Genomic DNA, 23,646 nt, shown 5'->3' with positions numbered 1-23,646 from the left:
TGCTGCGTCCTCTGGTGCGCTTGCCGGGCACCAGCCTAGGGGGTCACCCGGCCGGCGTACCCCTCCGCACCCAGGGCCCGGCCCAGTACCTCCACGACCCGCGTCTGCTGGGCCTCGGTGAGGTGGGGGTGCAGCGGCAGGCTGAGCAGTTCGCGGGCGGCCCGCTCCGCGACGGGGAACGCCCCGGCGCGGTGGCCGAGGTGACGCAGCGCGGGCTGGAGGTGGACGGGGGCGGGGTAGTGCACCCCGGCGCCGATGCCGGCGGCGTGCAGGGCGGCGAGCACGGCGTCCCGGTCCCGGCCGGGGGCGATCCGTACCGGGTAGAGGTGCCGGACGTGCTCGTTGCCGGGAACGGTGCCCGGCAGGGTGAGCGCGCCGGCCCCGGCGAGGGCGCCCAGCAGGGCGCCGTAGCGGTCGGCGGCGGCGCGGCGGGCGGCGTTCCAGGCGGGCAGCCGGCGCAGCTTGGCCCGCAGGACGACGGCCTGCAGGGCGTCCATCCGGGAGTTGAAGCCGAACCGCTCGTGGTCGTACTTGCCGCGTGTGCCGTGGTCGCCGATCCGGCGGACGGCGTCGGCCAGTTCGGGTTCGTCGGTGAGCACCGCGCCGGCGTCGCCGTAGGCGCCGAGGTTCTTGCCGGGGTAGAAGCTGGTGGCCGCGATCCGCCCGTACGCGCCGCGCCCGTGCTGGCGGGCGCCCTGGGACTGGGCGGCGTCCTCGATCACCGGCCGGCCGTCCGCGATCTCCAGCAGCGCCCTCATCGGCGCGAGTTGCCCGTACAGGTGGACGGGCAGCAGCGCCACCGCGCCGGGCAGGGCCTCGGCGGCCCGGCCGGGGTCGATCAGCAGGTGCTCGGGGTCGGCGTCGACGAGGACGGGCCGCAGCCCGGCGCGCAGCACGGCCTCGGCGGTGGCGACGAAGGTGTTGGCGGGCAGCACCACCCCGCCGCCGGGCGGCAGGTCGAGGGCGCGCAGGGCGAGTTCGAGGGCGTCGGTGCCGTTGGCGGCGCCCACGCAGTGCCGTACGCCGGTGAACGCGGCGTACTCCCGCTCGAAGGCGGCCACTTCGGGGCCCTTGACGTACGCGCCGCTGGCGAGCACCCGGTCGAAGCCGGCCCGGACCTCGGCCTCGACCTCGGCGTGCGCGGCGGCCAGGTCGACCAGCGGAACGGAGCCGGTCACCGCACCGCCTCCCGCTCGTCGGAGCCCACCGGCACGGTGGCGCCGCCGAGTTCGAGGCTCAGCGAGGCGGCCTCCAGCAACCGCAGCACCCGCAGCCCCGCCCGGCCGTCCGTCAGCGGGGGCCTGCCCTCCAGGATGGCGGCGGCGAACTCGGCCATGACGTTGCGCAGCGCCTCCTGCTCGACCAGCGCGGGGGCGACCATGTCGCCGACCCGGTAGGAGATCAGCGCCCGGTGCCGGATGGCGTCGGTCAGCTCGTCGGGCGGGGTGAGGTCCACGCCCCGGTCGTGCACGGCGAGGCGGGCCTGCGGGTTGAGGTCGTCCCAGACGAGGGTGCGCCGGGAGCCGCCGATCAGCGTGGTGCGCACCTTCGTCGGGGAGAGCCAGTTGACGTGGCAGTGGGCGAGCGCGCCGTTGCTGAGCCGCAGCGTCAGGTACGCCACGCAGACGCGGCCCGCGCCGATCGGGTCGGCGCCCTGGGCGGAGACGGCGACGGGTTCGACGCCGGGCGGCAGCACGAAGTCGAGGATGGACAGGTCGTGCGGGGCGAGGTCCCAGAGCACGTCCACGTCCGGCTGGACGAGGCCCAGGTTGATCCGCACCGAGTCGAAGAACTGCACGTCGCCGATCTCGCCGCCGTGCACCAGTTCGCGGATGCGGCGCACCACCGGGGTGTAGCAGAAGGTGTGGTCGCACATCAGCACCAGCCCCGAACGCCCGGCCAGTTCGACGAGCTCGGAAGCCTCGGCGGCGGAGGTGGTGATCGGCTTCTCGACCAGGACGTGCTTGCCGGCCTCCAGCGCGGCCCGCACCAGCCGGTAGTGCCCGGCGGCCGGGGTGGCCACCGCGACGGCGCCGACCCGCTCGTCGGCGAGCACCCGCCGGTAGTCGTCGGTCGCGCCGACGGTGCTGTACTCCCCCAGCACGGTGCGGGCCTTGGCGCCGTCCAGGTCGCAGAGCCAGTGCAGCCGCAGCGCCGGGGTGTGCTGCGCGTTGCGCACCAGCTTGGGACCCCAGTAGCCGGCCCCGACCACGGCCAGCCCGACCGGCCGCTCGGGCACGGGTTCCGGCGGCGCGCCCGGGGTGGGCACATGGCCTCCGGGCGCCTGGTTGGCGGCCTCGGCCGCCCACTGCCGCGACGTCATCGTCTAGGCCCTCTCAGCTATGGCGCCGGCCGCCGCCCGGCGCGGTGCCGGAACGTTACCGGCCGGTGCCCCGGCCCGGATCGGTTTCCGGAAATCGGCGGACAAGTCCTGACGGGAATGTGGGGATTCGGGCAGCATCGGGTGAGCGCGCGGTGGGACGGCGCGCGCCCCGCAACCCCGGTTGTGCGGTTGTCGGTGCCGTTTGACAGGCTTGCACCGGAAGAACCGGGACCGGGCCGAACGGCCGGGCCGCCGAGGGACGAGCAGGAGCGAGGAGGGGGAGGACGGATGACCACCGGTGAGCCGGACGGCGCGCCCGTGCTGCGCCACCACCGCGACAGCCTGCTGCCCGCCGTCGCCGCCGCGCTCTCGCTCAAGGACGGCGAGGTGCACACCCTGGCGGGCGACAAGGACGCCCGCCGACCGGCCCTGCACCCGCTGGTCGGCGAGTTCCTGGACGCCCTGCCCGTCGACGCGCGCGAGCGGTTCACCGGCCGGTGCCCGGAGGCCGTCCTGCTCTCCCGGTACCTGACCACGGTCGACGGGAAGCGCTCCAAGCGCTCCGCCCGCAAGCCGATGACGCTGCACGAGGCGCGCAAGGCGCTCAAGGGCGCGCGGATGACGACCGTGCGCATCCGCGAGGAGGGCGACCCGGCGCACGGCACCCACGCCCCGCCCTGCCGCTCCTGCGCGCCGATGCTGGAGCACTTCACCGTACGGAGCGTCGCGGTCGGCCCACCCGCGCACTGACCGCCGCCCGCGCCCCGCCCAGAGCATCACGCACGGCGCCCCCGTCCCCGAGCCCCGGAGCCAGTCCTGAATCCGCCCAGCCCGCCACCGCCGCCGCCGGCCACCCTCGCACCCGGCGCCCTCGGGCGGACCCGCCCGCGCTTCCCCGCCGAGGTCGCCGCCGAGCTGAAGACGGCCGGCTGGCACCCCGGGCGCTGGGAGATCCGGCAGGCCGAGGAGTGGGCCGACACGCTGGTCGGGCACGGCGCCCCGACGGGCGCGCAGCACGCGGTGTTCCCGGCGGCGGTGGAGGTCTGGGCCGAGTTCGGGGGCCTCGCCTTCGACCTGGGCGGCCCCGGCCGCCAGGTCGCCCGTTCCCCGTTCCTGCTCGACCCGCTGTGCGGGCTGCACCAGCCGCGCACCCTGCTCGACCTCGGCCGGGCCCTGGGCACCCAGCTCGCCCCGCTCGGCGAGGAGGCGTACGGGCAGGCGCTGCTGGCCATCGACGAGGAGGGCCGCGTCTACAGCCTGGACCACACCGGCGAGTGGTTCCTCGGCCACGGCATCGACCAGGCGATCACCGCCCTGGTCCTGGGCACCGCCCCGCAGCGGCTGCTCACCGCCGAGGAGGGCTGAAGAGGGAGCGCCGAGGACTGCGGGGCCTACGTGCCGAGCCGGTCCGTCCGCACGGCCAGCCGGGACGGCAGCACCGCCTCCACCCGGAACCCGCCGTCCGCCTCGGGCCCGGACGAGAAGGTGCCGCCCAGCGCGATCACCCGCTCCCGCATCCCGACCAGCCCGTTGCCGCCGCTGGGCAGCTGCGCCGCACCCCTCTCCCCGCCCGGGCAGGCGTTGACCACGCTCACCCGCACCCCGTTCGGCGCGTACGCGAGCAGCACGGACACCTGGGCGCCGCCCGCGTGCTTGTGCGCGTTGGTCAGCCCCTCCTGGACGACCCGGTACGCGGTCTGCTCCGCCTCGCCGGTGAACTCCTGGCGGCTGCCGCTGACGGTCAGCGTCACCGCCATCCCGGCCGCCCGCGACTGGTCCACCAGCCTGGGCAGCCCGGCCAGCGAGTCCTGCTCGGGCTGGCCCCGTTCGTCGTCCATCCGCAGCACGCCGAGGATCTCGCGCAGCTCGTTCAGCGCCTGCCGGCCGACCTCGCCCATCAACTTGGCGCTCTGCGCGGCCTTCTCCGGGTCCTTGGCGGCGATCCGCTCCAGCGCCCCGGCGTGCACCACCATCAGCGACACCCGGTGGGCCACCACGTCGTGCATCTCCCGGGCGATCCGGGTGCGCTCCTCCAGCCGGGCCCGGCGGGCCCGTTCGCGCGCCTGCTCGGCCAGCAGGTCCAGCTCCGCCTCCAGGCCGTGCGCGCGGTCCTGGAGCGACTCGATCAGGCGCCGCCGCGCCCCCACGTACAGTCCCGTGACCACCGACGGGACGGTCAGCCCGACCGACACCAGCACCGAGAGCAGCACCTGGCCCCACAACGGAGGCTGCTCCACCTGCGCGTCGCCGGGGTGGAGCATCGAGACCAGCATGACGAGGACGCACTCGGCGAAGGCCAGCGCGGACAGACCCACCACCCGCCGCCGGGTCGAGGGCCACTCCCAGGTCTCCGCCAGCGTGTAGAGCGCCACCACCAGCAGCGTCACGCTCAGCATGACGGGCATCAGCAGCAACGTCACCAGCACCGGTACGGCCGGCCAGCGCCGCCGCAGCACCAGCGTGCCGCCGGCCAGCACGCCCGCCAGCCCGATCCCGATCGAGGCCGCGCCCGACACGTGCACCCGGCTGTCGAAGAAGTTGACGCCGTTCACCACGCATTCGAGCGCGGCGAGCACCGCCAGCCCGATGTCCAGGAAGGCGCTGCGCGGCCGCTTCCACCACAAGAACGACGTGACCGGCGCGCGCTCCCCAGGCGACTTGCTCATGCCTCACAGACTAAGGTGCAACCTTCCCCCCTCCCCACCCGGTTCGCCCGGCACACCCGCGCCCCGCACCAAGTGGTCCAGACCACAGGTGCCTTTCGGCAGCTCTGTCCGGCATCCGGCCACCTCGCGGACACCGCACGTCCCGACACCTATGCTGGTCGCGTCGGACAGCGCGGTCCGCACGCGTCACACCCGCCACTCTGCGCGTGGACCTGTGACGATGAGCCGTTGCCGAACCCCACCACCACAGGGAGCCAGCCGTGACCGCTCCGGTCCCCAGCCCGGCGGACAGCCCGACTCCGGTCGTCGCCGCCGGCCCGGAAGCCGATAACTCAGCCCTGCGCGCGGACATCCGCCGTCTCGGCGACCTCCTCGGCGAGACCCTGGTCCGTCAGGAGGGCCCCCAGCTGCTGGGCCTGGTCGAACAGGTCCGCCTGCTCAGCCGCACCGACGGCGAGGCCACCGCCGAACTGCTCTCCGACATCGACCTGGAGACCGCCGCCAAGCTGGTGCGCGCCTTCTCCACCTACTTCCACCTCGCCAACGTCACCGAACAGGTGCACCGCGGCCGCGAGCTCGCCACCCGCCGCGCCCGCGAGGGCTCGCTGCTCGCCCAGACCGCGGACCAGCTCGCCGAGGCCGACCCCAAGCACCTCCAGGACACCCTGGCCCACCTCGCGGTCCGCCCGGTCTTCACCGCCCACCCCACCGAGGCCGCCCGCCGCAGCGTCCTCAACAAGCTGCGCAGGATCGGCGAACTCCTCGACCGCATCCACCGTCAGGAGATCAGCTCCGGCCTGGCCGCCGCCGACCCGGCCCGCGTCAGCAGCGCCCGCCGCTCCGCCGACCGCCGCCTCGCCGAGGTCATCGACCTGCTCTGGCAGACGGACGAGCTGCGCATCGCCCGCCCCGAGCCCACCGACGAGGCCCGCAACGCCGTCTACTACCTGGACGAGCTCTACCGCGAGGCCGTCCCCGAGGTACTCGAGGAGCTGCACGAGGAGCTCGCCCGCGTCGGCCTGAACCTGCCCGACGGCGTACGCCCGCTCACCTTCGGCACCTGGATCGGCGGCGACCGCGACGGCAACCCCAACGTCACCCCGCAGGTCACCTGGGACGTCCTCAACCTCCAGCACGAGTACGGCATCAAGGACGCCCTCGCCGCGATCGACGACCTGCGCAACACCCTCTCCACCTCCGAGCGGCTCGCCGGCGCCTCCGTCGAACTGCTCGCCTCGCTCAACAACGACCTGCACCGGCTCCCCGAACTCAGCCCCCGCTACAAGCGGATGAACGCCGAGGAGCCCTACCGCCTCAAGGCCACCTGCGTGCGCCTGAAGCTGGAGAACACCCGCGAGCGCCTGGCCGGCGGCACCCCGCACGTCGAGGGCCGCGACTACCTCGGCACCCGCGAGCTGATCACCGACCTGCGCCTCATCCAGGACTCCCTGCGCTCCCACCGCGGCGAGCTCATCGCCGACGGCCGCCTGGCCCGCACCATCCGCACCATCGAGGCGTTCGGCCTCCAGCTCGCCACCATGGACGTGCGCGAGCACGCCGAGGCCCACCACCACGCCCTCGGCCAGCTCTTCGACCGCCTCGGCGAAGAGGCGTGGCGCTACGCCGACATGCCCCGCGAGTACCGCCAGCGCCTGCTCGCCAAGGAGCTGCGCTCGCGCCGCCCGCTCGCCCCCACCCCGGCCCCGCTCGACGAGGCCGGCACCAAGACCCTCGGCGTCTTCAACACCATCCGCGAGGGCTTCAAGCGCTTCGGCGACGAGATCGTCGAGAGCTACATCATCTCCATGTGCCAGGGCGCCGACGACGTCTTCGCCGCCACCGTCCTGGCCCGCGAGGCCGGCCTGATCGACCTGCACGCCGGGATCGCCAAGATCGGCATCGTGCCGCTGCTGGAGACCACCGACGAGCTCCAGCAGGCCGACCGCATCCTCGACGAGATGCTCTCCGACCCCTCCTACCGGCTGCTCGTCTCGCTGCGCGGCGACGTCCAGGAGGTCATGCTCGGCTACTCCGACTCCTCCAAGTTCGGCGGCATCACCACCTCCCAGTGGGAGATCCACCGCGCCCAGCGCCGCCTGCGCGACGTCGCCCACCGCTACGGCATCCGCCTGCGCCTCTTCCACGGCCGCGGCGGCACCGTCGGCCGCGGCGGCGGCCCCTCGCACGAGGCGATCCTCGCCCAGCCCTGGGGCACCCTGGAGGGCGAGATCAAGGTCACCGAGCAGGGCGAGGTCATCTCCGACAAGTACCTGCTCCCCTCCCTCGCCCGGGAGAACCTGGAACTGACGCTCTCCGCCACCCTCTCCGCCTCCGCGCTGCACACCGCCCCGCGCCAGGCCCCCGAGGAACTGGCCCGCTGGGACGCCGCGATGGACCAGGTCTCCGAGGCCGCCCACACCTCCTACCGCGCCCTCGTCGAGCAGGACGACCTGCCGAAGTACTTCTTCGCCGCCACCCCGGTCGACCAGCTCGCCTCCCTGCACCTGGGCTCGCGCCCCTCCCGCCGCCCCGACTCCGGCGCCGGGCTGGACGGCCTGCGGGCCATCCCGTGGGTCTTCGGCTGGACGCAGTCCCGCCAGATCGTCCCCGGCTGGTACGGCGTCGGCTCCGGCCTCGCCGCCGCCCGCGAGGCGGGCCTGGGCGCCGTGCTGGACGAGATGTACGGCCAGTGGCACTTCTTCCAGAACTTCCTGTCCAACGTCGCCATGACGCTGGCCAAGACCGACCTGCGGATCGCCCGCCACTACGTCGAGCAGCTGGTGCCCGCCGAACTGCACCACGTCTTCGACCAGATCGTCGCCGAGCACGACCTCACCCTGCGCGAGGTCCTGCGCCTCACCGGGGAGAGCGAACTGCTCGAGCACAACCCGGTGCTGAAGCAGACCTTCACCGTCCGCGACGCCTACCTCGACCCGATCTCCTACCTCCAGGTCGCCCTCCTGCGCCGCCAGCGCGAGGAGGTCGCCACCGGCCGCCACGAGGACCCGCTGCGCGCCCGCGCGCTGCTGCTCACCGTCAACGGCATCGCCGCCGGCCTGCGCAACACCGGCTGACGCCCCGGAGAACGGCGAAGGGCCGGTGACCACCCCCGTGGATCACCGGCGCTTCGCCGTCGAGGTCACCCGTGGCGCTGGACGACCTCGACGACCAGGGGGCCGTAGCGGGCGAGGACCGCCGCCCGCACGGCCTCGAGATCGGCCTGCGGCCCGACGTCCACCCGCACCCCGGCTCCGTCGCCGCAGACCGCGACGGCGATGAGCGTCACGCCCTTCGACGGCCAGTAGGACCGGGCCTCCTCCGTGATCCGGGCGCCCAGCGCGTCCAGGACGACCCGACTCTCGGCGGCGTCCCGGAACTCGTAGCGGACGTTCCCCGAGAAGACCCGCTCCCGCACGGCACTGTCGAAGGCGTACGCCCCCTGCTTGCGCATCACGTAGAGCGTCTTGGTGGCGGTGTCGACGCACATCCCGAAGAACTGGTCCCGGTACTTGCCGACTCCCAGGTCCGCGACGGCCCGGGCCGCCTGGTCGAGCGCCGGGTCGAACGGGAACCAGCTGTCCGTGCGGGTCGCCATCACCGACTCCGGGGCCATGCCCGGCATGTTCTGCTGAGCCCCCAGCGGCTCGTTCCCGGCCGTCCGCCCAGCCCCCGGCGGCACGTACCACCCCGGGGTCCGCAGCGAACTCGGCCCCGCCTGGCAGCCGTTCACGGGCCCCGCCGCCCGCCAGGGCATCGTGGCGGACGGCGCCCCCGTCGGCGCCCCCGTCGACGTCCCGGCCGCCGGCGGCGCCCCGCCCGAGCCGCCGCCGAGCTGCCCCAGCGCCCCCACCCCGGCCGCCAGCAGCACCACCGAGGCCACCCCGCGCACCGCCAACTGCCGCCGCGCCCGCCGCCGTCCGGCCTCCCGCAGCGCCGCCAGCGGCGCGCTGCCGCCCACCGACTCCGCCCTCACGCCGAGCCTGACGACCAACTGCTCCTCGAACGTGTCCCGCCGTTCAGCCGACATGGCCCATCAACTCCCTCTCACCGGCAAGGTCCTGGCGAAGCGACTTCATCGCCCGGGCGAGGTGGGTCTTGGCCGTCGGCAGGGAACAGCCCAGTTCCTCGGCCACCTTCACGACCGGGAGGTCCAGGTAGTACCGCAGCACCACCGCGGCCCGCTGGCGCCCCGGCAGCGCCCGCAGGGCGGCGGCCAGCTGCTCGTCCTCGACGGCCACCGGTTCGCCCGGGGCGTCCGGGAGTTCGGAGGTCAGCACCTCCCGCCTGGTCCGCCGCCAGCGCGAGACATGCGCACGGACCATCGTGGTCCGCACGTACCCCTCGGCCGCCTGCGGGTCGCGGATCGCGGAACGCTTCGGGTACACCCGGGCCAGGGCGTCGTGGAGGAGGTCACGGGCGTCGTGGACGTCACCCGTGATCAGGTAGGCCCCGCGCAGCAGGGCCTGGTACCTCGCCGCGACGAACTCGTCGAAGGGATCACCCCCGGCGCCGTCCCCCTGACGTACCGATTCGCGCTTCATACCCCCTGGACGCCCCGCCCCTGGAAAACGGATGACACGGAGAGAGGAAAAAAGGGCCGGTGCCCACGTCTCCCGTGGACACCGGCCCCGAAGAACCCGCGTACGCCTACTCGTCGGCCTCGCCCGCGCGGCGGCGCTTGAGCCACAGGGCCGCGCCTCCGGCCGAGACCAGCAGGCCCCCGCCGACCGCGAACAGGCCCGCATCCGGGCCGACCGAGTCGCCGAGGAGCGGGGCGAACTGCGCCGCCGCAGGCTCGGGGGTGGCCGCGGGCTCGGGCTCGGCGGCCGCGTCGGCGTGCGCCAACGCACCGCTCGACAGCAGCACCCCCGCCGCCCCCAGCGCGCCGACCGTGCCGACCCGCCGTCCGAGCTTCACCAGCCGGACCACCCGGCGCCGCCGGAGCAGACGCACCGGACGCAATCTCCGCATCGAGAACTCCCCAGGACTCGTTCGCGTACCAGGGCGACGGTATCCGATCCCGCACAGGGTTCTCACATGGATTCAGGTTTGGACCGGCAAGCGTTGTACGACTGTTGCGTACCCGCCACACCGTGCACATGACGACACGTCAGGCGCCGGCGGTCAGGAGTTGTAGGTCCCCTGCGCCCGCTCCAGGCCCTCGGACAGCAGCGCCTCCACGGCGTCGGCGGAGCGGTCCACGAACCAGTCCAGCTCCTTGCGCTCCGTCGAGGAGAAGTCCTTGAGCACGAAGTCCGCGACGTCCATCCGCCCCGGCGGGCGGCCGATCCCGCAGCGCACCCGGTAGTAGTCCGGGCCCAGCGACTTGGTGATCGACTTGAGCCCGTTGTGCCCGTTGTCCCCGCCGCCGAGCTTGAGCCGCAGCGCCGCGTAGTCGATGTCCAGCTCGTCGTGGACGGCGATCAGTGCCGAGGCGGGCGCCTTGTAGAAGTCCCGCAGCGCCGTCACCGGGCCGCCGGACAGGTTCATGAACGACTGGGGCTTGGCCAGCACCACCCGCCGGCCCTCCAGCCGCCCTTCGGCCACCTGCGCCCGGCTCTTGTGCGCCTTGAACTTCGCGCCCATGCGCTGCGCCAGCAGGTCGACCACCATGAAGCCGATGTTGTGCCGGTTCCGGGCGTACTGCTCGCCCGGGTTGCCCAGCCCCACCACCAGCCAGGGGCCCTCGTACTCGTCCGCCATCTCGGTCCTCTCCTTCGCGCTCGCGGTCATCATCCCGGACGCACCGCTGCCCCGGACGCTCCAGCGGGAGCGACCGGGGCAGCGGTCTCGGCTGTGCGTCAGCCGTCGATCTCAGCTACGGGGCGAAGCTCAGGCTTCGGTGCCCTCGGCCTCGGCGGCCTCCTCGGCCGGGGCGGCCTGGGCGGCGATGACCTGCAGCACGACGGTGTCGGCCTCGACGGCCAGGGTGGTGCCGGCCGGCAGGGCGATGTCCTTGGCGAGCACCGAGGCACCGGCCTCCAGGCCCTCGACGGACACGGTGACGGCCTCGGGCAGGTGGGTGGCCTCGGCCTCGACCGGCAGGGCCTGCAGGACGTGCTCCAGCAGGTTGCCGCCGGGGGCCAGCTCGCCCTCGGTGTGGACCGGGATCTCGACGGTGACCTTCTCGCCGCGCTTGACCAGCAGCAGGTCGACGTGCTCGATGGTGCGCTTGATGGCCTCGCGCTGGACGGCCTTCGGCAGGACGTACTCGTCCTTGCCCTCGATCGGAACGACCAGCAGGGCGTTCGGGGTCTTCAGGGCCATCATCAGGTCGTGGCCGGGCAGGTTCAGGTGAACCGGGGCGTGGCCGTGGCCGTAGACGACACCGGGGACGAAGCCGGCGCGACGGGCGCGACGGGCGGCACCCTTGCCGAACTCGGAACGGGTCTCGGCGGCGATGCGGATCTCGGACACGACTGCACTCCTCGTGAAATGGCGCGGGGGTGCAGGCAACGAAAAACCGCCGGGACCACACCCTCAGTACGTTCGGGGGTCACTCGGCGGCAACGACCTCTGCCGGCGGACGGGAATCCGGCACCGGCAGCGCGTCGATCACGGAGCGGGCGCCCGTAGAGCGGGCACACGGCATCCCTCGCCGAGCAGTTTCACGAGTCTAACCTCACCGGTGCGCTGACGCGAAATCGGCGGCGGCCCCGGCCCCCGAAGGGACCGGGGCCGCCACGGCGGAGCTTCGTCAGTGCACGCCCTCGAAGAGGCTCGTGACCGAACCCTCCTCGAACACCTCGCGGATCGCGGCCGCGATCGACGGGGCGATGGAGAGGGTGGTGATCTTGTCCAGCTGCAGCGAGGCCGGGGTGGGCAGCGTGTTGGTGAACACGAACTCGCTCACCCGCGAGTTCTTCAGGCGGTCCGCGGCCGGGCCGGAGAGCACGCCGTGGGTGGCCGCCACGAGGACGTCGGCCGCGCCGTTGTCGAACAGGGCGTCGGCCGCGGCGCAGATCGTGCCGGCGGTGTCGATCATGTCGTCGACGAGGACGCAGACGCGGCCCTTGACGTCACCGACCACGTCGGCCGACAGGATGGTGTTGGCCTGCGTCATGTCGCGGCGCTTGTGGATGATCGCCAGCGGCGCGTCCAGGCGGTCGCACCACTGGTCGGCCACCTTGACGCGGCCGGCGTCCGGCGAGACGACGGTGAGCTTGTCGCGGTCGACCTTCCCGCCGATGTAGTCGGCCAGCAGCGGCAGCGCGAACAGGTGGTCCACCGGGCCGTCGAAGAAGCCCTGGATCTGCGCGGTGTGCAGGTCGACGGCCATCAGGCGGTCGGCGCCGGCCTGGCGCAGCAGGTCGGCGACCAGCCGGGCGGAGATGGGCTCGCGGCCCAGGTGCTTCTTGTCCTGGCGGGCGTACCCGTAGAACGGCAGGATCGCGGTGATGCTCCGGGCGGAGGCCCGCTTCAGAGCATCGATCATGATCAGCTGTTCCATGATCCACTGGTTGATGGGAGCCGTGTGGCTCTGCATCACGAAGCAGTCCGCACCGCGCGCCGACTCCAGGAAGCGGACGTAGATCTCGCCGTTGGCGAAGTCCAGGGCCTTGGTCGGGACCAGTTCGGTTCCCAGCGCCGCAGCCACCTCCGTCGCCAGTTCCGGGTGGGCACGGCCGGAGAAGAGCTTCAGCTTCTTCTCACCCGACGTCGTGATCCCGCTCACTGCACCGTCTCCTCGCGTTGCGGACGCTGAACCCGTCCGCCCGCTCCGGGCAGGCGAAGCCCGCGCGCAACAAGGGATCGGGGAATTGCCGTACGCCTGGACACGGGCCGTGAGGCCCAGTGGCGCACGTATGTCCCCAAGGTTACGCGCCCGTGCGGAAACCGTCCGCCCCGGGACCTTCCCTCGGCGAACCGACCGCCCCGTCAGGCTTCCTCGGCCCCGTCCTTCGCAGCCTTCGCGGCCTGCGCCGATGCGGTCCCGGGGCGCTTGCGCTCCACCCAGCCCTCGATGTTGCGCTGCTGCGCCCGGCTCACGCCGAGCGCGCCCGGCTGCACGTCGTTGGTGATGACCGAGCCGGCCGCGGTGTAGGCGCCGTCACCGATCGTGACCGGTGCGATGAACATGTTGTCCGAGCCCGTCCGGCAGTGGGCGCCGATGACCGTGCGGTGCTTGTTGATGCCGTCGTAGTTGACGGTGACCGAGGCCGCGCCGACGTTGGTGCCCTCGCCGATGGTGGCGTCGCCGATGTAGGAGAGGTGCGGCACCTTGGAACCCTCGCCCAGCTCGGAGTTCTTCACCTCGACGTAGGTGCCGACCTTCGCCTTGCGGGCCAGCTTCGCGCCCGGCCGCAGGTAGGCGTACGGGCCGGTGACCGCCAGCTCGCCGATCTCGGCGCTGACCGCCGTGGTGTTGCTCACGCGGGCGCCGGCGCCGACCAGGGTGTCGGTCAGGGTGGAGTTCGGGCCCACCTCGCAGCCCTCGCCCAGGTGGGTCGCGCCCTGCAGCTGGGTGTTGGGCAGGACGACGGCGTCGGGCTCGTACGTCACCTGGACGTCCAGCCAGGTGCTCGCCGGGTCCACCACGGTGACGCCCGCGCGCATCGCCTGCTCCAGCAGCCGGTCGTTCAGCAGCCGGCGGGCCTGGGCGAGCTGGACCCGGTCGTTGATGCCCAGGATGTCGCGGTGGTCCTCGGCGACGACGGCGCCGACCCGGTGGCCGGCCTTGCGCAGGATCTCCAGGGTGTCGGTCAGGTACTCCTCGCCCTGGGAGTTGTCCGTGGTCAGCTCGGCCAGCGCCTCGGCGAGCAGCTTGGCGTCGAAGGCGAAGACGCCGGAGTTGATCTCGGTGATCGCCCGCTGGGTGTCGCTGGCGTCGCGCTCCTCGACGATCGCGGCGACCGTGCCGTCCTCGTCCCGCAGGATGCGTCCGTACCCGAAGGGGTCGGGGACGACGGCGGTCAGCACGGTGACGCCGTTGTCCTGCGCCTCGTGCGCCCGGGCCAGCCGGCGCAGGGTGTCGCCGGTGAGCAGCGGGGAGTCCCCGGCGGTGACGATCACCGTGCCGTCCAGCACGACGCCGTCCCCGGCGAGCGCCTCCAGCGCCGTACGGACGGCGTGGCCGGTGCCCTTCTGCTCCTCCTGCACCACCGCGCGCACCTGCGGGTGGTGCGCGGCCAGGTGCGCCTCGACCTGCTCGCGCTGGTGCCCGACGACCACGACCAGCTGACCGGGGCTCAGCTCCCCGGCGGCCGAGACGGCATGACCCACCAACGAGCGCCCGCACACCTCGTGCAACACCTTGGGCAGCTTGTTGGACTTCATCCGGGTCCCGCCACCGGCGGCGAGCACGACAACGGCGGCAAGCGACTTGGCCATGCGGGGAGGCTCCTCAATCGGTTCACAGCGAGGGCGGATCGGCCTGAGGTGCGAATCCGCACAGATGCCCTGGCCATTCGAGGATAGTGCGAGGCAGCCGGCTCGAACGCCGGGCCCTCGACGTGCGGATTCCCGCCCGTGGCCGTTCGGAGTGCTCCCGGAGGAGGATTCGAACCCCCATAAGCTGGACCAAAACCAGCTGTCCTGCCCTTAGACGATCCGGGACCGCACAGCCGCCCTCAGTCACTCCCGGCGGCGCGCTCGCCCAAGAGTACGGCTTGACGGGCCTCACATCTACCACCCGCCGCCAACCGTCCCGCCCGATCCGGCGCGGACCTCGCGGCGCCGAACCGACACGGCGGTTCATCCATCCAGTCGGGTGAATTCACTCAAGCGCCGCGCGGCGGTGTGTTCCCACGACCACGGAGCGCAACCTACGATGCCGTAGGTTACGCGAACGTAGCTTCCGCTCCTCTCCCGTTCCGGGACGCCGCAAAGGGACGCCCATGACCATCCAGGCCGGCGAGGCGCGCGCGGGAACCCCCGCGCTCCCCACCCCCTCCCCCGATCCCTCCACCGACGACTCCGCCGCCGATTCCGACGCCGACACCGACACCGTGTTCGACGCCGACGCCGCCGACGCCACCCAGCTGTCCGCCACCCGCGGCGGGGAGAGCCAGGGCTTCGCCGAGCGGCTCGCGCTCGTGCTGTTCATCCTCGTGCCCTTCGCCGCCCTGGTGGCCGCCGCCCCGGTGGCCTGGGGCTGGGGGCTCGGCTGGACGGACGTGACGATCACCGTCGCCATGTACTTCCTCACCTGCCACGGGGTCACCGTCGGGTACCACCGCTACTTCACCCACGGCGCCTTCAAGGCGAACCGCCCGATGCGCCTGGCCCTGGCCATCGCCGGCAGCCTGGCCGTCGAGGGCCCGCTGGTGCGCTGGGTCGCCGACCACCGCCGCCACCACCGCTTCAGCGACAAGGACGGCGACCCGCACTCCCCCTGGCGCTACGGCGAGTCCGTCCCGGCGCTGATGAAGGGCCTGTGGTGGGCCCACATGGGCTGGATGTTCGACGAGGAGCAGACCCCGCAGCTCAAGTACGCCCCCGACCTCGTCCAGGACCCGGCCATGAGGCGGATCTCCCGGATGTTCTGGCTCTGGACGCTCATCTCCCTGCTGCTGCCCGCGCTGGTCGGCGGCCTGGTGACGCTCTCCTGGCAGGGCGCGCTGTCCGCCTTCTTCTGGGGCTCGCTGGTGCGCGTGGCGCTGCTGCACCACGTCACCTGGTCGATCAACTCGATCTGCCACGCCGTCGGCCGGCGCCCCTTCCGCTCCCGGGACCGCTCCGGCAACGTCTGGTGGCTCGCAGTCCTGTCCTGCGGCGAGTCCTGGCACAACCTGCACCACGCCGACCCGACCGCCGCCCGGCACGGGGTGCTGCGCGGGCAGATCGACTCCTCGGCCCGGCTGATCCGCTGGTTCGAGCTGGCCGGCTGGGTCCGGGACGTCCGTTGGCCGGACGCGCAGCGGATCGCCGCCCGCCGCGCCGCATGAGGCGGCGCTTCCAGCATGATGTAGGGGTGAACGGGAGCAGCGCAGACAGCACAGGCGGTCACCACAGCACGCGGACGGACGCGGCGCCCGATGCGGCGCCCGCCCGTCCGCGCGCCGCTGCACCGACGGGGGCCGTCGACGGGGGTACGGAGCGGGGCGGGGCCGCGGCCCCGCGCCGGCGCGGCGGGCGGGTCCGGATGACGGGCAAGCAGCGCCGCGAGCAACTGCTGGAGATCGGCCGGACGGTCTTCGCGGAGCGCGGCTACGACGGCACCTCGGTGGAGGAGATCGCCGAGCGCGCCGGGGTGTCGAAGCCGGTGGTGTACGAGCACTTCGGCGGCAAGGAGGGGCTGTACGCGGTCGTCGTGGACCGCGAGATGCAGCTGCTGCTGGACATGGTCACCGGGGCGCTGACCGGCGGGCACTCCCGGGAGCTGCTGGAGCAGGCGGCCTTCGCGCTGATGGACTACATCGACACCTCGACGGACGGCTTCCGCATCCTCGTCCGCGACTCGCCGGTGGCCCAGTCGACCGGCACCTTCGCCTCGCTGATCAGCGACATCGCCACCCAGGTCGAGGACATCCTCGGCCTGGAGTTCAAGTCCCGGGGCTTCGACGCGCGACTGGCCCCGATGTACTCGCAGATGCTCGTCGGGATGGTCGCCCTGACCGGCCAGTGGTGGCTGGAGGTCCGCAAGCCGGACAAGGCGACGGTGGCGGCGCACCTGGTGAACCTGGCCTGGCACGGGCTGGAGGGCCTGGAGCGGCACCCGAGGCTGGTCGGCGACCGCAAGGGGTGAGCACGGGGCCGCGTCAGCCCTTGGTCCCCACGGCGAAGATCCGCCGGAACGGGAACACCGTGCCGTGCTCCCCGGCCGGGTACGCCTCGCGCAGCAGCCGCCCGTACTCGGCGAGGAAGGCGGCCCGGTCGGCCGGGTCGGTGAGCCGGGTGAGGACGGGGCGCAGCGCGGAGCCCTTGACCCACTCCAGGACGGGGTCCTCCCCCGGGAGCAGGGTGCTGTAGGTGGTCTCCCAGACGTCGGCCAGGCAGCCGGCGCCGGCCAGGACGTCGAGGTAGCGCTCGGGCCGGTGGACCCCGGCGCGTACGGCCTCCTCCCCGACCGCGTCGCGCCAGCGGGCGCTGCGGCGCAGGTCGGCGAGCAGGGTGTGGCTGGGGGCCTCGAAGTTGCCCGGCACCTGGAAGGCGACGACCCCGCCGGGGCGCAGCGCGTCGGCCCAGCGCGTCAGCACGGCCAGGTGCCCGTCCACCCACTGGAGGAGGGCGTTGGAGAAGACCAGGTCGGGCGCGGCCGGGGCCGGGTCGTAGTCGCGGGCGTCGGCGAGCAGGTACTCGGCGCGGGGCTCGCCCTCGGCCCGGGCGGTGGCGAGCATGGGGGCGGAGGAGTCGACGCCGGTGAGGTGGGCGTCGGGCCAGCGCTCGCGCAGGGCGGCGGTGGAGTTGCCGGGGCCGCAGCCGATGTCGAGGACCACCTCGGCGCCGGGGTGCGGAAGGGCGGGGACGCGGGCGAGCAGTTCGCGCAGCGGACGGTTGCGTTCGTCGGCGAAGCGCAGGTACTGAGCGGGGTCCCAGACGGGGGTGGTCACGGCGCACCTCTCATGTATCTCGATATCAAGATATCCATATGTAGCCTTGCTGGCACATTTCTCGATGTCAAGAGACTTCACATCGACACATCCACCGATACACTGATCGTCATGGAGGACGAGGTCGACAGGCTGGTCGCAGCATGGCGCCGGGAGCGCCCCGACCTCGACGTGGAGCCGCTGGAGGTGCTCAGCCGGGTCAGCCGGCTCGCCCGGCACCTCGACCGCGCCCGCCGCACCGCCTTCGCCGAGCACGGCCTCGAGCCCTGGGAGTTCGACGTCCTGACCGCCCTGCGGCGGGCCGGCTCCCCGTACCAGCTCTCCCCCGGCCAGCTGCTCACCCAGACCCTGGTCACCTCCGGCACCATGACCAACCGGATCGACCGCCTCACCGGCAAGGGCCTCGTCAAGCGGCTGCCCGACCCGGACGACCGGCGCGGCGTCCTCGTCCGCCTCACCGACGACGGCCGCGACCGCGCCGACCAGGCCCTCGCCGGGCTGCTCGTCCACGAGCGCGAGCTGCTCGCCCAGCTCACCTCGGGCCAGCAGGGCGAACTCGCGGCCCTGCTGCGGCTGCTGGTCGCGCCGTTCGACAACTTCCCGGGCTGACACGGCCGTTCGGCTGCCCCGTTCGGCTGCTTCGTTCGGCTACCCCGTTCTCGGCCGCGCTCTCGGGCCGTGCTCTCAGCCGCGCTCGGAGCTGCTCGCCACCGGCTGCGTCGGCGCGGGCGCGGCCGGCTCGGCCGGGCTGACCCCGGCCCGGCGGGCGACCGCGACGGCGGCCAGCGTGGAGTGCACGCCCAGCTTGCCCAGCACGTTCTGCATGTGGGTGCGGACGGTGTGCGGCGACAGGTAGAGCCGCTCGGCGACGGCCTGGCGGCCCAACCCCGCGACCATGCAGCGCAGGATCTGCTTCTCGCGCGGGGTCAGGGTGTCCACCAGCCGCTCGCTCTCGGTGCGGTCGCGCCGGGCGGTGGTCAGCTCGCGGATCACCCCGGTCAGCAGGGCGGGCGGCAGGTGCGTCTCGTCCCGCAGCACGCCCCGGACCACGGCGAGCAGCCTGGCCAGTGAACTCTCCTTCGCCACCCAGCCGGTGGCCCCGGCGTGCAGGGCGCGGGCGGCCCGGTGCGGGTCGTCGGCGGCGGCCAGCACCACGGCGCGCAGCCCCGGGTGGGCGCGGCGCAGCCGGCCGAGCAGGGTGATGCCGTCCGGCGCCGGGGGCGCGGGCCTGAGCTGGTCGGGCCGGTGGTCGGGCCTCGGCTGGTCGGGCCTCAGCTGGTCGGGCCGGTGCGCCTCCGGGCGGGACGGCTGGGCGCGCGGCGCGTCCCCCGGGTGCCCGCCGGCCGGCGGGGCGCACCCGGGCGGGGCGGCCGGGCGGCGCGGCTGCGGCACCGCCGGGGCAGGGCGCCGCCGCACGCCCGCCTGGCCGGGCTGGCCCGGTGCGACGGCCGGGCCGGAGGAGGGCGGCAGCGCCGGGGCGGCGCCCTGGGAGCCGAGATCGGCGTCGACCAGCATCACGTCGTAGGCCCGCCCCTCGCCGGCGGCCCGCTCCAGGGCCCGCTCGGCGGCGGCGGCGCTGCCGGCCGCGCCCACCTCCACGTCGGGCTCGGCGGCCAGTGACGCGGCCAGTGCCTCGGCGAAGATCCGGTGGTCGTCCACCACCAGGACCCGAATCCGCCCCATCCTCAGTTCCCCCCTGCTCAGACCGTCCGAGCCGGCCGTTCCGGCCGAAGGGCACCCGCCCCCACAGGTGCCGCAAACAGCGTACGGGCCGGAAAGGGCGCTCGTGGCGGTTTGGTGAAGTTTCGTCAGGAGGTGCGCAGGTGAACGGTGTTGACCGTCCCGGGAAACACCGGGGGCACCGCTCCCGGATGGGAAGCGGCGCCCCCGGCGGCCGGATCACCGACCGTTCTTCTCCAGGGTGAACTTCCAGGCGTCGGCCACGATGTCGTCCAGGTTCGGGCGACGCGGCGTCCAGCCGAGGGCCTCGTGGGCGCGGGCGGCGGAGGCGACCAGCACCGCCGGGTCGCCGGTGCGGCGGGCGGCGACCTGCACCGGGATCTCGCGGCCGGTGACACGCTTGACCGACTCGATCACCTCGCGCACCGAGAAGCCGCTGCCGTTGCCCAGGTTGCAGATCAGGTGCTCGCCCGGCTTGGCCGCGTCCAGCGCCAGCAGGTGGGCGTCGGCGAGGTCGGCGACGTGGATGTAGTCGCGGATGCAGGTGCCGTCCGGGGTCGGGTAGTCGTCGCCGTACACCGCGATGTGCGGGCGCTGACCCAGCGCGGCCTGGAAGACCAGCGGGATCAGGTGCGACTCGGGGTCGTGCCGCTCGCCGTAGGCGCCGTACGCGCCGGCCACGTTGAAGTAGCGCAGGGAGACGGCGGCCAGGCCGTGGGCGACGGCCTCGCTGGTGATCAGGTGGTCCACGGCGAGCTTGGTGGCGCCGTAGGTGTTGGTCGGCGCGGTGCGGGCGGTCTCGGCGATCGGCACGACCTCCGGCTCGCCGTAGGTGGCGGCAGTGGAGGAGAACACCAGCTTGCGCACGCCGGCCTCGCGCATCGCGCTGATCAGCTCCAGGGAGCCGGCCACGTTGTTGCGCCAGTACTTCTCCGGGTCCACGACCGACTCGCCGACCTGCGAGGAGGCGGCGAAGTGCAGCACGCCCTCGAAGGAGCCGTCCAGCACCTTGCCGGCCTCCTGGATGCGCCCCTCGACGAACTCGGCACCCGCCGGGACGCCCTCGCGGAACCCGGTGGAGAGGTCGTCCAGGACGGTCACCTGGTGACCCGCCTCCAGCAGGTGGGCGGCCACCACACTGCCGACGTAGCCGGCGCCACCCGTGACCAGGTACTTACTCATGTCAAGACCTCCAGCGCGCGACGACGACCCGCCCCTTCGGCGGCGCCGTCGAAGAAGTGCGAACGACTGGGGCCATTCTCCCTGTCCGCCGGAGTACTCCGGACCACGTGCGCGGCCCCGGGCATCGGCTCGCGGTTCTCGGCGGGCGGATCTCGGCTCGCGGTTCTCGGCGGGCGGATCCCGGCTAGCGGATCTCAGCTCCCGGCCCTCAGCTCCCGGACATCCGCTCCAGCAGACCCGTGCGCGCCGCCACCGCGGCCGCCTCCAGCCTCGTGCGCGCGCCGAGCTTCATCAGCACCCGCTGCACATGGGTACGGGCGGTGCTCGCGGCGATCCGCATCCCGGCGGCGATCGCCGCGGTGTCCTCGCCGTCCGCGATCCGGGCCAGCACCTGCACCTCACGGCGGGTCAGCAGCCGCAGCAGCCGCACGGCCTCGTCGTCCGGCTCGACGGCCGGACGAAGCAACTGGTCGAAGGCCCCGCGCAGCACGTCCACGGCGACGGCGGCCTCGCCCGCGCGGGCCCGTCCGATCGCCCGCTCGACCACCTCGATCCGCTCGTCGCTGGGCACGTAACCCGCCGCGCCCGCCGCGAACGCCCCTGCCACGCCGCGCAGTTCGCCCACCGGGCCGAGCACGATCACCGCCACCTCGGGGCGCTCGCGGCGGATCCGGCGCAGCCCGTCGAAGGCCCCCGGCTCCCCCGGCGCCGCCACGCCCAGCAGGCACACCTCGGGCCGGCGCCCGACCACCAGGTCGGCCGCGGTCGCGGCCGGGGTGCCGACCGCCAGCACCCGGTGGCCGCGCAGTTGCAGCGCGGTCGCCAACGCCTCCGCCAACAGCCGGTGGTCGTCGACCACCACGAGTCGAACGCCCATGACGCCTCCAGGTCGGGCCCCGGCCCGAGCCCGCGCCCCACGGGCGGGCGGGCGGCCGATGACGCACCATCACAGCGCATTCCGTACCCGACCTGCCAGACCTCGCCGGGGAATGCCGAAGACCCCCGCCGTGAGGCGGGGGTCTTCGTGTGGAGCCCCCATGCGGAATCGAACCGCAGACCTTCTCCTTACCATGGAGACGCTCTACCGACTGAGCTATAGGGGCTTGCCGGGCGTTTCCGCCGGGCCGGTCGAACAAGGAAGACATTACACGGCCGCCCGGCCGGAAGGGAAATCGATCCCGGCCCTACTCCGCCTCCGGGGCGTGCGCGGCGTCGAACTCCTCACGGGCGGCGAGCATCTGCCCGGTGCGCAGCTCCGTCCAGCGGCCCAGCGGCCCGAGCAGCTCGGCCAGCTCGCGGCCGAGCGGCAGCAGGTCGTAGACCACCCGCGGCGGCGTCTCCGGGAAGACCGTGCGCCGCACCAGGCCACTGCGCTCCAGGGTGCGCAGCGACTGGGTGAGCATCTTGCGGCTGACCCCGCCGACCCCGCGCTGCAGTTCGGAGAACCGCTGCGGGCCGCAGGCGACCAGGCTCATCAGGATCAGCATCGACCACTTGTCGGCCAGCTCGGCGAACATCGCGCGGCTGGGGCAGAGCTGGGCGAACACGTCGTGCTCGAGCACCGCCTGTTCGAGCACCGGCTCCCCGGTCTCCCTCGTCTCGCCCCGGCCGGTCGTCGCGGCCCGGGCGGCTTGCGCCGTCGTCATGCCGTCCAGCGTAGCCCTCCGGTCTCCGATCCACCCTTGGTTACCGATGGAGACCTGGTCTATATTGGAGACCGTCGAGGCGGGGCTCGCTCCCCGCGTCCGTCCTTCGCCGTTCCTCATCGCCAGGAGTCCCGCATGACCGCCGTCCGCCCGACCGTCGCCCTCGCCTACCACTCCGGCTACGGCCACACCGCCGTCCTCGCCGAGGCCGTCGCCCGCGGTGCCGCCTCCGGCGGGGCCGAGGTCGTGTCGATCGCCGTCGACACCATCACCGAGGAGCAGTGGGCCCAGCTCGACGCCGCCGACGCGATCGTCTTCGGCTCCCCCACCTATATGGGCACCGCCTCCGGCGCCTTCCACGTCTTCGCCGAGGCCACCAGCAAGCGCTGGTTCACCGACACCTGGAAGGACAAGGTCGCCGCCGGCTTCACCAACTCCGCCTCCAAGAGCGGCGACAAGTCCGGCACCCTCGGCTACTTCCAGACCCTCGCCGCCCAGCACGGCATGAGCTGGGTCAACCTCGGCCTCAAGCCCGGCTGGAACGCCACCACCGCCAGCGAGGACGACCTCAACCGCCTCGGCTTCTCCAACGGCGCCGCCGCCTCCTCCCCGGCCGACGCCGGCCCGGAGGCCGTCCACAAGGCCGACATCGCCACCGCCGAGCACCTCGGCGAGCGCGTCGCCCGCCACACCGCCGTCCTCCTCGCCGGCCGGGCCGCCCTCTCCGCCTGATCCGTGGTTCAGGCCGCCGGGTCCGCGTTGAACGCGGGCGCCCGGCGGCCTGCCTTCGCCAGTTCCGTACCGCCCGTCTCCGGCAGCAGCCGCAGACAGGCCAGCGCCACCACGCCCAGCCCCGCCAGGTACCAGCCCACCGGCTGCGCCGTCCCGTACGCCTCCGTCAGCCTGGTCGCCACCAGCGGTGTCGTCGCCCCGCCCACCACACCACCCAGGTTGTACGTCAGCGCCGCGCCCGTGTAGCGCACCCGCGTCGGGAACAGCTCCGGCAGGAACGCCGCCACCGGCCCGAACATCGCCCCCAGCACCAGCATCGCCCCGACCAGCGCGGCGAACACCAACGGCCTGCGCCCGCTCTCCAGCAGCGGGAACAGCACCAGCGACCACGACCCCGCCAGCGCCGTCGCCCACCCCAGCGTCCGCCGCCGCCCCCACCGGTCACTGCGCGAGGCGCTCAGCCACACCGTGCCGCCCATGCCCAGCGCGCCCACCAGCAGCACCGACAGCACCAGCGTGCTCCCCAGCCCCAGACCGGTGGACGCGTACGCCAGGGCGAAGGTGGTCGTCAGGTAGAACAGCGCGTACCCCACGGTGATCACCCCGCAGCCCGCCAGCACCCGCCGCCAGTGCTCCCGCAGCACCTCCGCCAGCGGCAGCCTCACCTTTCGGGCGCACTCCTCCCCGCGGAACAACGGCGACTCCTCCAGCCGCAACCGCACGAACAGCCCCACCGCCACCAGTGCGAGCGAGGCGACGAACGGCACCCGCCACCCCCAGTCCCTGAACGCCCGCTCACTCAAACCGAGTTGCAGCACCAGGAACACCCCGTTCGCCAACACGAACCCCAGCGTCGGCCCCAACTGCAGGAACCCCCCGTACCGCCCCCGCCGCCCCGCCGGCGCGTTCTCCGCCACCAACAGCGC

23 protein-coding genes and 2 tRNA genes are annotated in these 23,646 nt (G+C 73.5%); 7 read left to right on the top strand and 18 right to left on the bottom strand.

Going from position 1 to position 23,646, the window contains the following annotated elements; all coding sequences use genetic code 11:
- Positions 1 to 35 precede the first annotated feature (35 nt).
- Together IH61_RS0128510 and IH61_RS0128505 are read right to left on the bottom strand one after the other, a co-directional pair.
- A complete protein-coding gene (locus IH61_RS0128510) occupies positions 36 to 1,178 on the bottom strand; it encodes a DegT/DnrJ/EryC1/StrS family aminotransferase (RefSeq protein ID WP_031074978.1) in 1,143 nt (380 codons plus the stop codon).
- A complete protein-coding gene (locus IH61_RS0128505; protein ID WP_078911460.1) occupies positions 1,175 to 2,323 on the bottom strand; it encodes a Gfo/Idh/MocA family protein in 1,149 nt (382 codons plus the stop codon). Before IH61_RS0128505 ends, IH61_RS0128510 begins: the two co-directional genes overlap by 4 nt.
- A 288-nt stretch (positions 2,324 to 2,611) precedes the next feature.
- Between IH61_RS0128505 and IH61_RS0128500 the strand changes: the two genes are divergently transcribed.
- A complete protein-coding gene (locus IH61_RS0128500) occupies positions 2,612 to 3,073 on the top strand; it encodes a YwqJ-related putative deaminase (protein ID WP_051838195.1) in 462 nt (153 codons plus the stop codon).
- A 66-nt stretch (positions 3,074 to 3,139) separates the two neighbouring features.
- Complete coding sequence (locus IH61_RS0128495) at positions 3,140 to 3,688, top strand: SUKH-3 domain-containing protein (protein WP_078911459.1); 549 nt, start codon at positions 3,140 to 3,142, stop codon at positions 3,686 to 3,688.
- A gap of 26 nt (positions 3,689 to 3,714) precedes the next feature.
- Here IH61_RS0128495 and IH61_RS0128490 read toward each other — a convergent pair whose 3' ends face one another.
- A complete protein-coding gene (locus tag IH61_RS0128490; RefSeq protein ID WP_031074970.1) occupies positions 3,715 to 4,989 on the bottom strand; it encodes a sensor histidine kinase in 1,275 nt (424 codons plus the stop codon).
- A gap of 260 nt (positions 4,990 to 5,249) precedes the next feature.
- Between IH61_RS0128490 and ppc the strand changes: the two genes are divergently transcribed.
- Positions 5,250 to 8,063 carry a phosphoenolpyruvate carboxylase gene (gene ppc / locus IH61_RS0128485; protein ID WP_031074968.1) on the top strand — a complete coding sequence of 938 codons (2,814 nt, stop codon included), beginning with the start codon at positions 5,250 to 5,252 and terminating at the stop codon, positions 8,061 to 8,063.
- 65 nt (positions 8,064 to 8,128) lie between these two features.
- Here the strand turns inward: ppc and IH61_RS0128480 are convergent, their stop codons facing one another.
- The 8 genes from IH61_RS0128480 to IH61_RS0128445 all read right to left on the bottom strand — a co-directional run bounded on the left by IH61_RS0128480 (position 8,129) and on the right by IH61_RS0128445 (position 14,544).
- A complete protein-coding gene (locus tag IH61_RS0128480; protein WP_031074966.1) occupies positions 8,129 to 9,016 on the bottom strand; it encodes a hypothetical protein in 888 nt (295 codons plus the stop codon).
- Positions 9,006 to 9,530 (bottom strand): SigE family RNA polymerase sigma factor, encoded by a 525-nt coding sequence (locus IH61_RS0128475; protein ID WP_051838193.1) that lies wholly within the window; start codon positions 9,528 to 9,530, stop codon positions 9,006 to 9,008. Before IH61_RS0128475 ends, IH61_RS0128480 begins: the two co-directional genes overlap by 11 nt.
- A gap of 106 nt (positions 9,531 to 9,636) precedes the next feature.
- Entirely contained in the window at positions 9,637 to 9,942 is a 306-nt protein-coding gene (locus IH61_RS0128470; RefSeq protein WP_031074962.1) for a hypothetical protein, read from the bottom strand.
- A 171-nt stretch (positions 9,943 to 10,113) separates the two neighbouring features.
- Positions 10,114 to 10,692 (bottom strand): aminoacyl-tRNA hydrolase, encoded by a 579-nt coding sequence (gene pth / locus IH61_RS0128465; RefSeq protein WP_031074961.1) that lies wholly within the window; start codon positions 10,690 to 10,692, stop codon positions 10,114 to 10,116.
- Positions 10,693 to 10,821: 129 nt separating this feature from the next.
- Complete coding sequence (locus tag IH61_RS0128460) at positions 10,822 to 11,406, bottom strand: 50S ribosomal protein L25/general stress protein Ctc (RefSeq protein ID WP_031074959.1); 585 nt, start codon at positions 11,404 to 11,406, stop codon at positions 10,822 to 10,824.
- 280 nt (positions 11,407 to 11,686) lie between these two features.
- Complete coding sequence (locus IH61_RS0128455) at positions 11,687 to 12,664, bottom strand: ribose-phosphate diphosphokinase (protein ID WP_031074957.1); 978 nt, start codon at positions 12,662 to 12,664, stop codon at positions 11,687 to 11,689.
- Positions 12,665 to 12,867: 203 nt separating this feature from the next.
- Positions 12,868 to 14,319, bottom strand: a complete 1,452-nt coding sequence (gene glmU / locus IH61_RS0128450; protein WP_031074956.1) for a bifunctional UDP-N-acetylglucosamine diphosphorylase/glucosamine-1-phosphate N-acetyltransferase GlmU — start codon at positions 14,317 to 14,319, stop codon at positions 12,868 to 12,870.
- A 154-nt stretch (positions 14,320 to 14,473) separates the two neighbouring features.
- Positions 14,474 to 14,544 (bottom strand) — tRNA-Gln (locus IH61_RS0128445).
- 281 nt (positions 14,545 to 14,825) lie between these two features.
- On the opposite strand from IH61_RS0128445, the gene IH61_RS0128440 reads away from it, so the two are divergent.
- Positions 14,826 to 15,875, top strand: a complete 1,050-nt coding sequence (locus IH61_RS0128440) for an acyl-CoA desaturase (RefSeq protein WP_107057252.1) — start codon at positions 14,826 to 14,828, stop codon at positions 15,873 to 15,875.
- Between the two features lie 197 nt (positions 15,876 to 16,072).
- Positions 16,073 to 16,675 carry a TetR/AcrR family transcriptional regulator gene (locus tag IH61_RS0128435; protein WP_030259955.1) on the top strand — a complete coding sequence of 201 codons (603 nt, stop codon included), beginning with the start codon at positions 16,073 to 16,075 and terminating at the stop codon, positions 16,673 to 16,675.
- 13 nt (positions 16,676 to 16,688) lie between these two features.
- Here the strand turns inward: IH61_RS0128435 and IH61_RS0128430 are convergent, their stop codons facing one another.
- On the bottom strand, positions 16,689 to 17,480 hold the full coding sequence (locus IH61_RS0128430; protein WP_031074951.1) for a methyltransferase domain-containing protein: 792 nt from the start codon (positions 17,478 to 17,480) through the stop codon (positions 16,689 to 16,691).
- A gap of 111 nt (positions 17,481 to 17,591) precedes the next feature.
- Between IH61_RS0128430 and IH61_RS0128425 the strand changes: the two genes are divergently transcribed.
- On the top strand, positions 17,592 to 18,089 hold the full coding sequence (locus IH61_RS0128425; RefSeq protein WP_031074948.1) for a MarR family winged helix-turn-helix transcriptional regulator: 498 nt from the start codon (positions 17,592 to 17,594) through the stop codon (positions 18,087 to 18,089).
- A gap of 75 nt (positions 18,090 to 18,164) precedes the next feature.
- On the opposite strand, the gene IH61_RS0128420 is transcribed toward IH61_RS0128425, so the two are convergent.
- From IH61_RS0128420 to IH61_RS0128400, 5 genes are all read right to left on the bottom strand, one after another.
- Positions 18,165 to 19,163 (bottom strand): LuxR C-terminal-related transcriptional regulator, encoded by a 999-nt coding sequence (locus tag IH61_RS0128420; RefSeq protein WP_037973477.1) that lies wholly within the window; start codon positions 19,161 to 19,163, stop codon positions 18,165 to 18,167.
- Positions 19,164 to 19,379: 216 nt separating this feature from the next.
- Positions 19,380 to 20,342 (bottom strand): UDP-glucose 4-epimerase GalE, encoded by a 963-nt coding sequence (galE, locus tag IH61_RS0128415; RefSeq protein ID WP_031074942.1) that lies wholly within the window; start codon positions 20,340 to 20,342, stop codon positions 19,380 to 19,382.
- Positions 20,343 to 20,550: 208 nt separating this feature from the next.
- Positions 20,551 to 21,219 carry a response regulator transcription factor gene (locus tag IH61_RS0128410; RefSeq protein ID WP_031074939.1) on the bottom strand — a complete coding sequence of 223 codons (669 nt, stop codon included), beginning with the start codon at positions 21,217 to 21,219 and terminating at the stop codon, positions 20,551 to 20,553.
- A gap of 150 nt (positions 21,220 to 21,369) precedes the next feature.
- Positions 21,370 to 21,445: transfer RNA gene (locus IH61_RS0128405), tRNA-Thr, on the bottom strand.
- An 81-nt stretch (positions 21,446 to 21,526) separates the two neighbouring features.
- Positions 21,527 to 21,988: a winged helix-turn-helix transcriptional regulator gene (locus IH61_RS0128400; protein ID WP_037973476.1), complete on the bottom strand. Its 462-nt coding sequence runs from the start codon at positions 21,986 to 21,988 to the stop codon at positions 21,527 to 21,529.
- A 135-nt stretch (positions 21,989 to 22,123) separates the two neighbouring features.
- On the opposite strand from IH61_RS0128400, the gene IH61_RS0128395 reads away from it, so the two are divergent.
- Complete coding sequence (locus tag IH61_RS0128395) at positions 22,124 to 22,720, top strand: flavodoxin family protein (protein WP_031074935.1); 597 nt, start codon at positions 22,124 to 22,126, stop codon at positions 22,718 to 22,720.
- 8 nt (positions 22,721 to 22,728) lie between these two features.
- Here IH61_RS0128395 and IH61_RS0128390 read toward each other — a convergent pair.
- Positions 22,729 to 23,646: MFS transporter (locus IH61_RS0128390; protein WP_051838191.1), on the bottom strand; the 918-nt coding region annotated here is incomplete at its 5' end.

The organism is Streptomyces sp. NRRL WC-3742, from assembly GCF_000720635.1.
In the GTDB taxonomy this organism is placed as follows: domain Bacteria; phylum Actinomycetota; class Actinomycetes; order Streptomycetales; family Streptomycetaceae; genus Kitasatospora.
Note: the sequence above shows the minus strand (reverse complement) of the source record. Positions and strands in the feature narration are given on the sequence as shown.

Excerpts from the sequence above, each read along its gene's own strand:
- IH61_RS0128420 (WP_037973477.1), bottom strand. The coding sequence starts at position 19,163 with ATGGGGCGGATTCGGGTCCTGGTGGTGGACGACCACCGGATCTTCGCC.
- pth (WP_031074961.1), bottom strand. The coding sequence starts at position 10,692 with ATGGCGGACGAGTACGAGGGCCCCTGGCTGGTGGTGGGGCTGGGCAAC.
- glmU (WP_031074956.1), bottom strand. The coding sequence starts at position 14,319 with ATGGCCAAGTCGCTTGCCGCCGTTGTCGTGCTCGCCGCCGGTGGCGGG.
- IH61_RS0128410 (WP_031074939.1), bottom strand. The coding sequence starts at position 21,219 with ATGGGCGTTCGACTCGTGGTGGTCGACGACCACCGGCTGTTGGCGGAG.
- IH61_RS0128395 (WP_031074935.1), top strand. The coding sequence starts at position 22,124 with ATGACCGCCGTCCGCCCGACCGTCGCCCTCGCCTACCACTCCGGCTAC.
- galE (WP_031074942.1), bottom strand. The coding sequence starts at position 20,342 with ATGAGTAAGTACCTGGTCACGGGTGGCGCCGGCTACGTCGGCAGTGTG.
- IH61_RS0128480 (WP_031074966.1), bottom strand. The coding sequence starts at position 9,016 with ATGTCGGCTGAACGGCGGGACACGTTCGAGGAGCAGTTGGTCGTCAGG.
- IH61_RS0128490 (WP_031074970.1), bottom strand. The coding sequence starts at position 4,989 with ATGAGCAAGTCGCCTGGGGAGCGCGCGCCGGTCACGTCGTTCTTGTGG.
- IH61_RS0128475 (WP_051838193.1), bottom strand. The coding sequence starts at position 9,530 with ATGAAGCGCGAATCGGTACGTCAGGGGGACGGCGCCGGGGGTGATCCC.
- IH61_RS0128440 (WP_107057252.1), top strand. The coding sequence starts at position 14,826 with ATGACCATCCAGGCCGGCGAGGCGCGCGCGGGAACCCCCGCGCTCCCC.
- IH61_RS0128505 (WP_078911460.1), bottom strand. The coding sequence starts at position 2,323 with ATGACGTCGCGGCAGTGGGCGGCCGAGGCCGCCAACCAGGCGCCCGGA.
- IH61_RS0128400 (WP_037973476.1), bottom strand. The coding sequence starts at position 21,988 with ATGACGACGGCGCAAGCCGCCCGGGCCGCGACGACCGGCCGGGGCGAG.
- IH61_RS0128425 (WP_031074948.1), top strand. The coding sequence starts at position 17,592 with ATGGAGGACGAGGTCGACAGGCTGGTCGCAGCATGGCGCCGGGAGCGC.
- IH61_RS0128435 (WP_030259955.1), top strand. The coding sequence starts at position 16,073 with ATGACGGGCAAGCAGCGCCGCGAGCAACTGCTGGAGATCGGCCGGACG.
- IH61_RS0128500 (WP_051838195.1), top strand. The coding sequence starts at position 2,612 with ATGACCACCGGTGAGCCGGACGGCGCGCCCGTGCTGCGCCACCACCGC.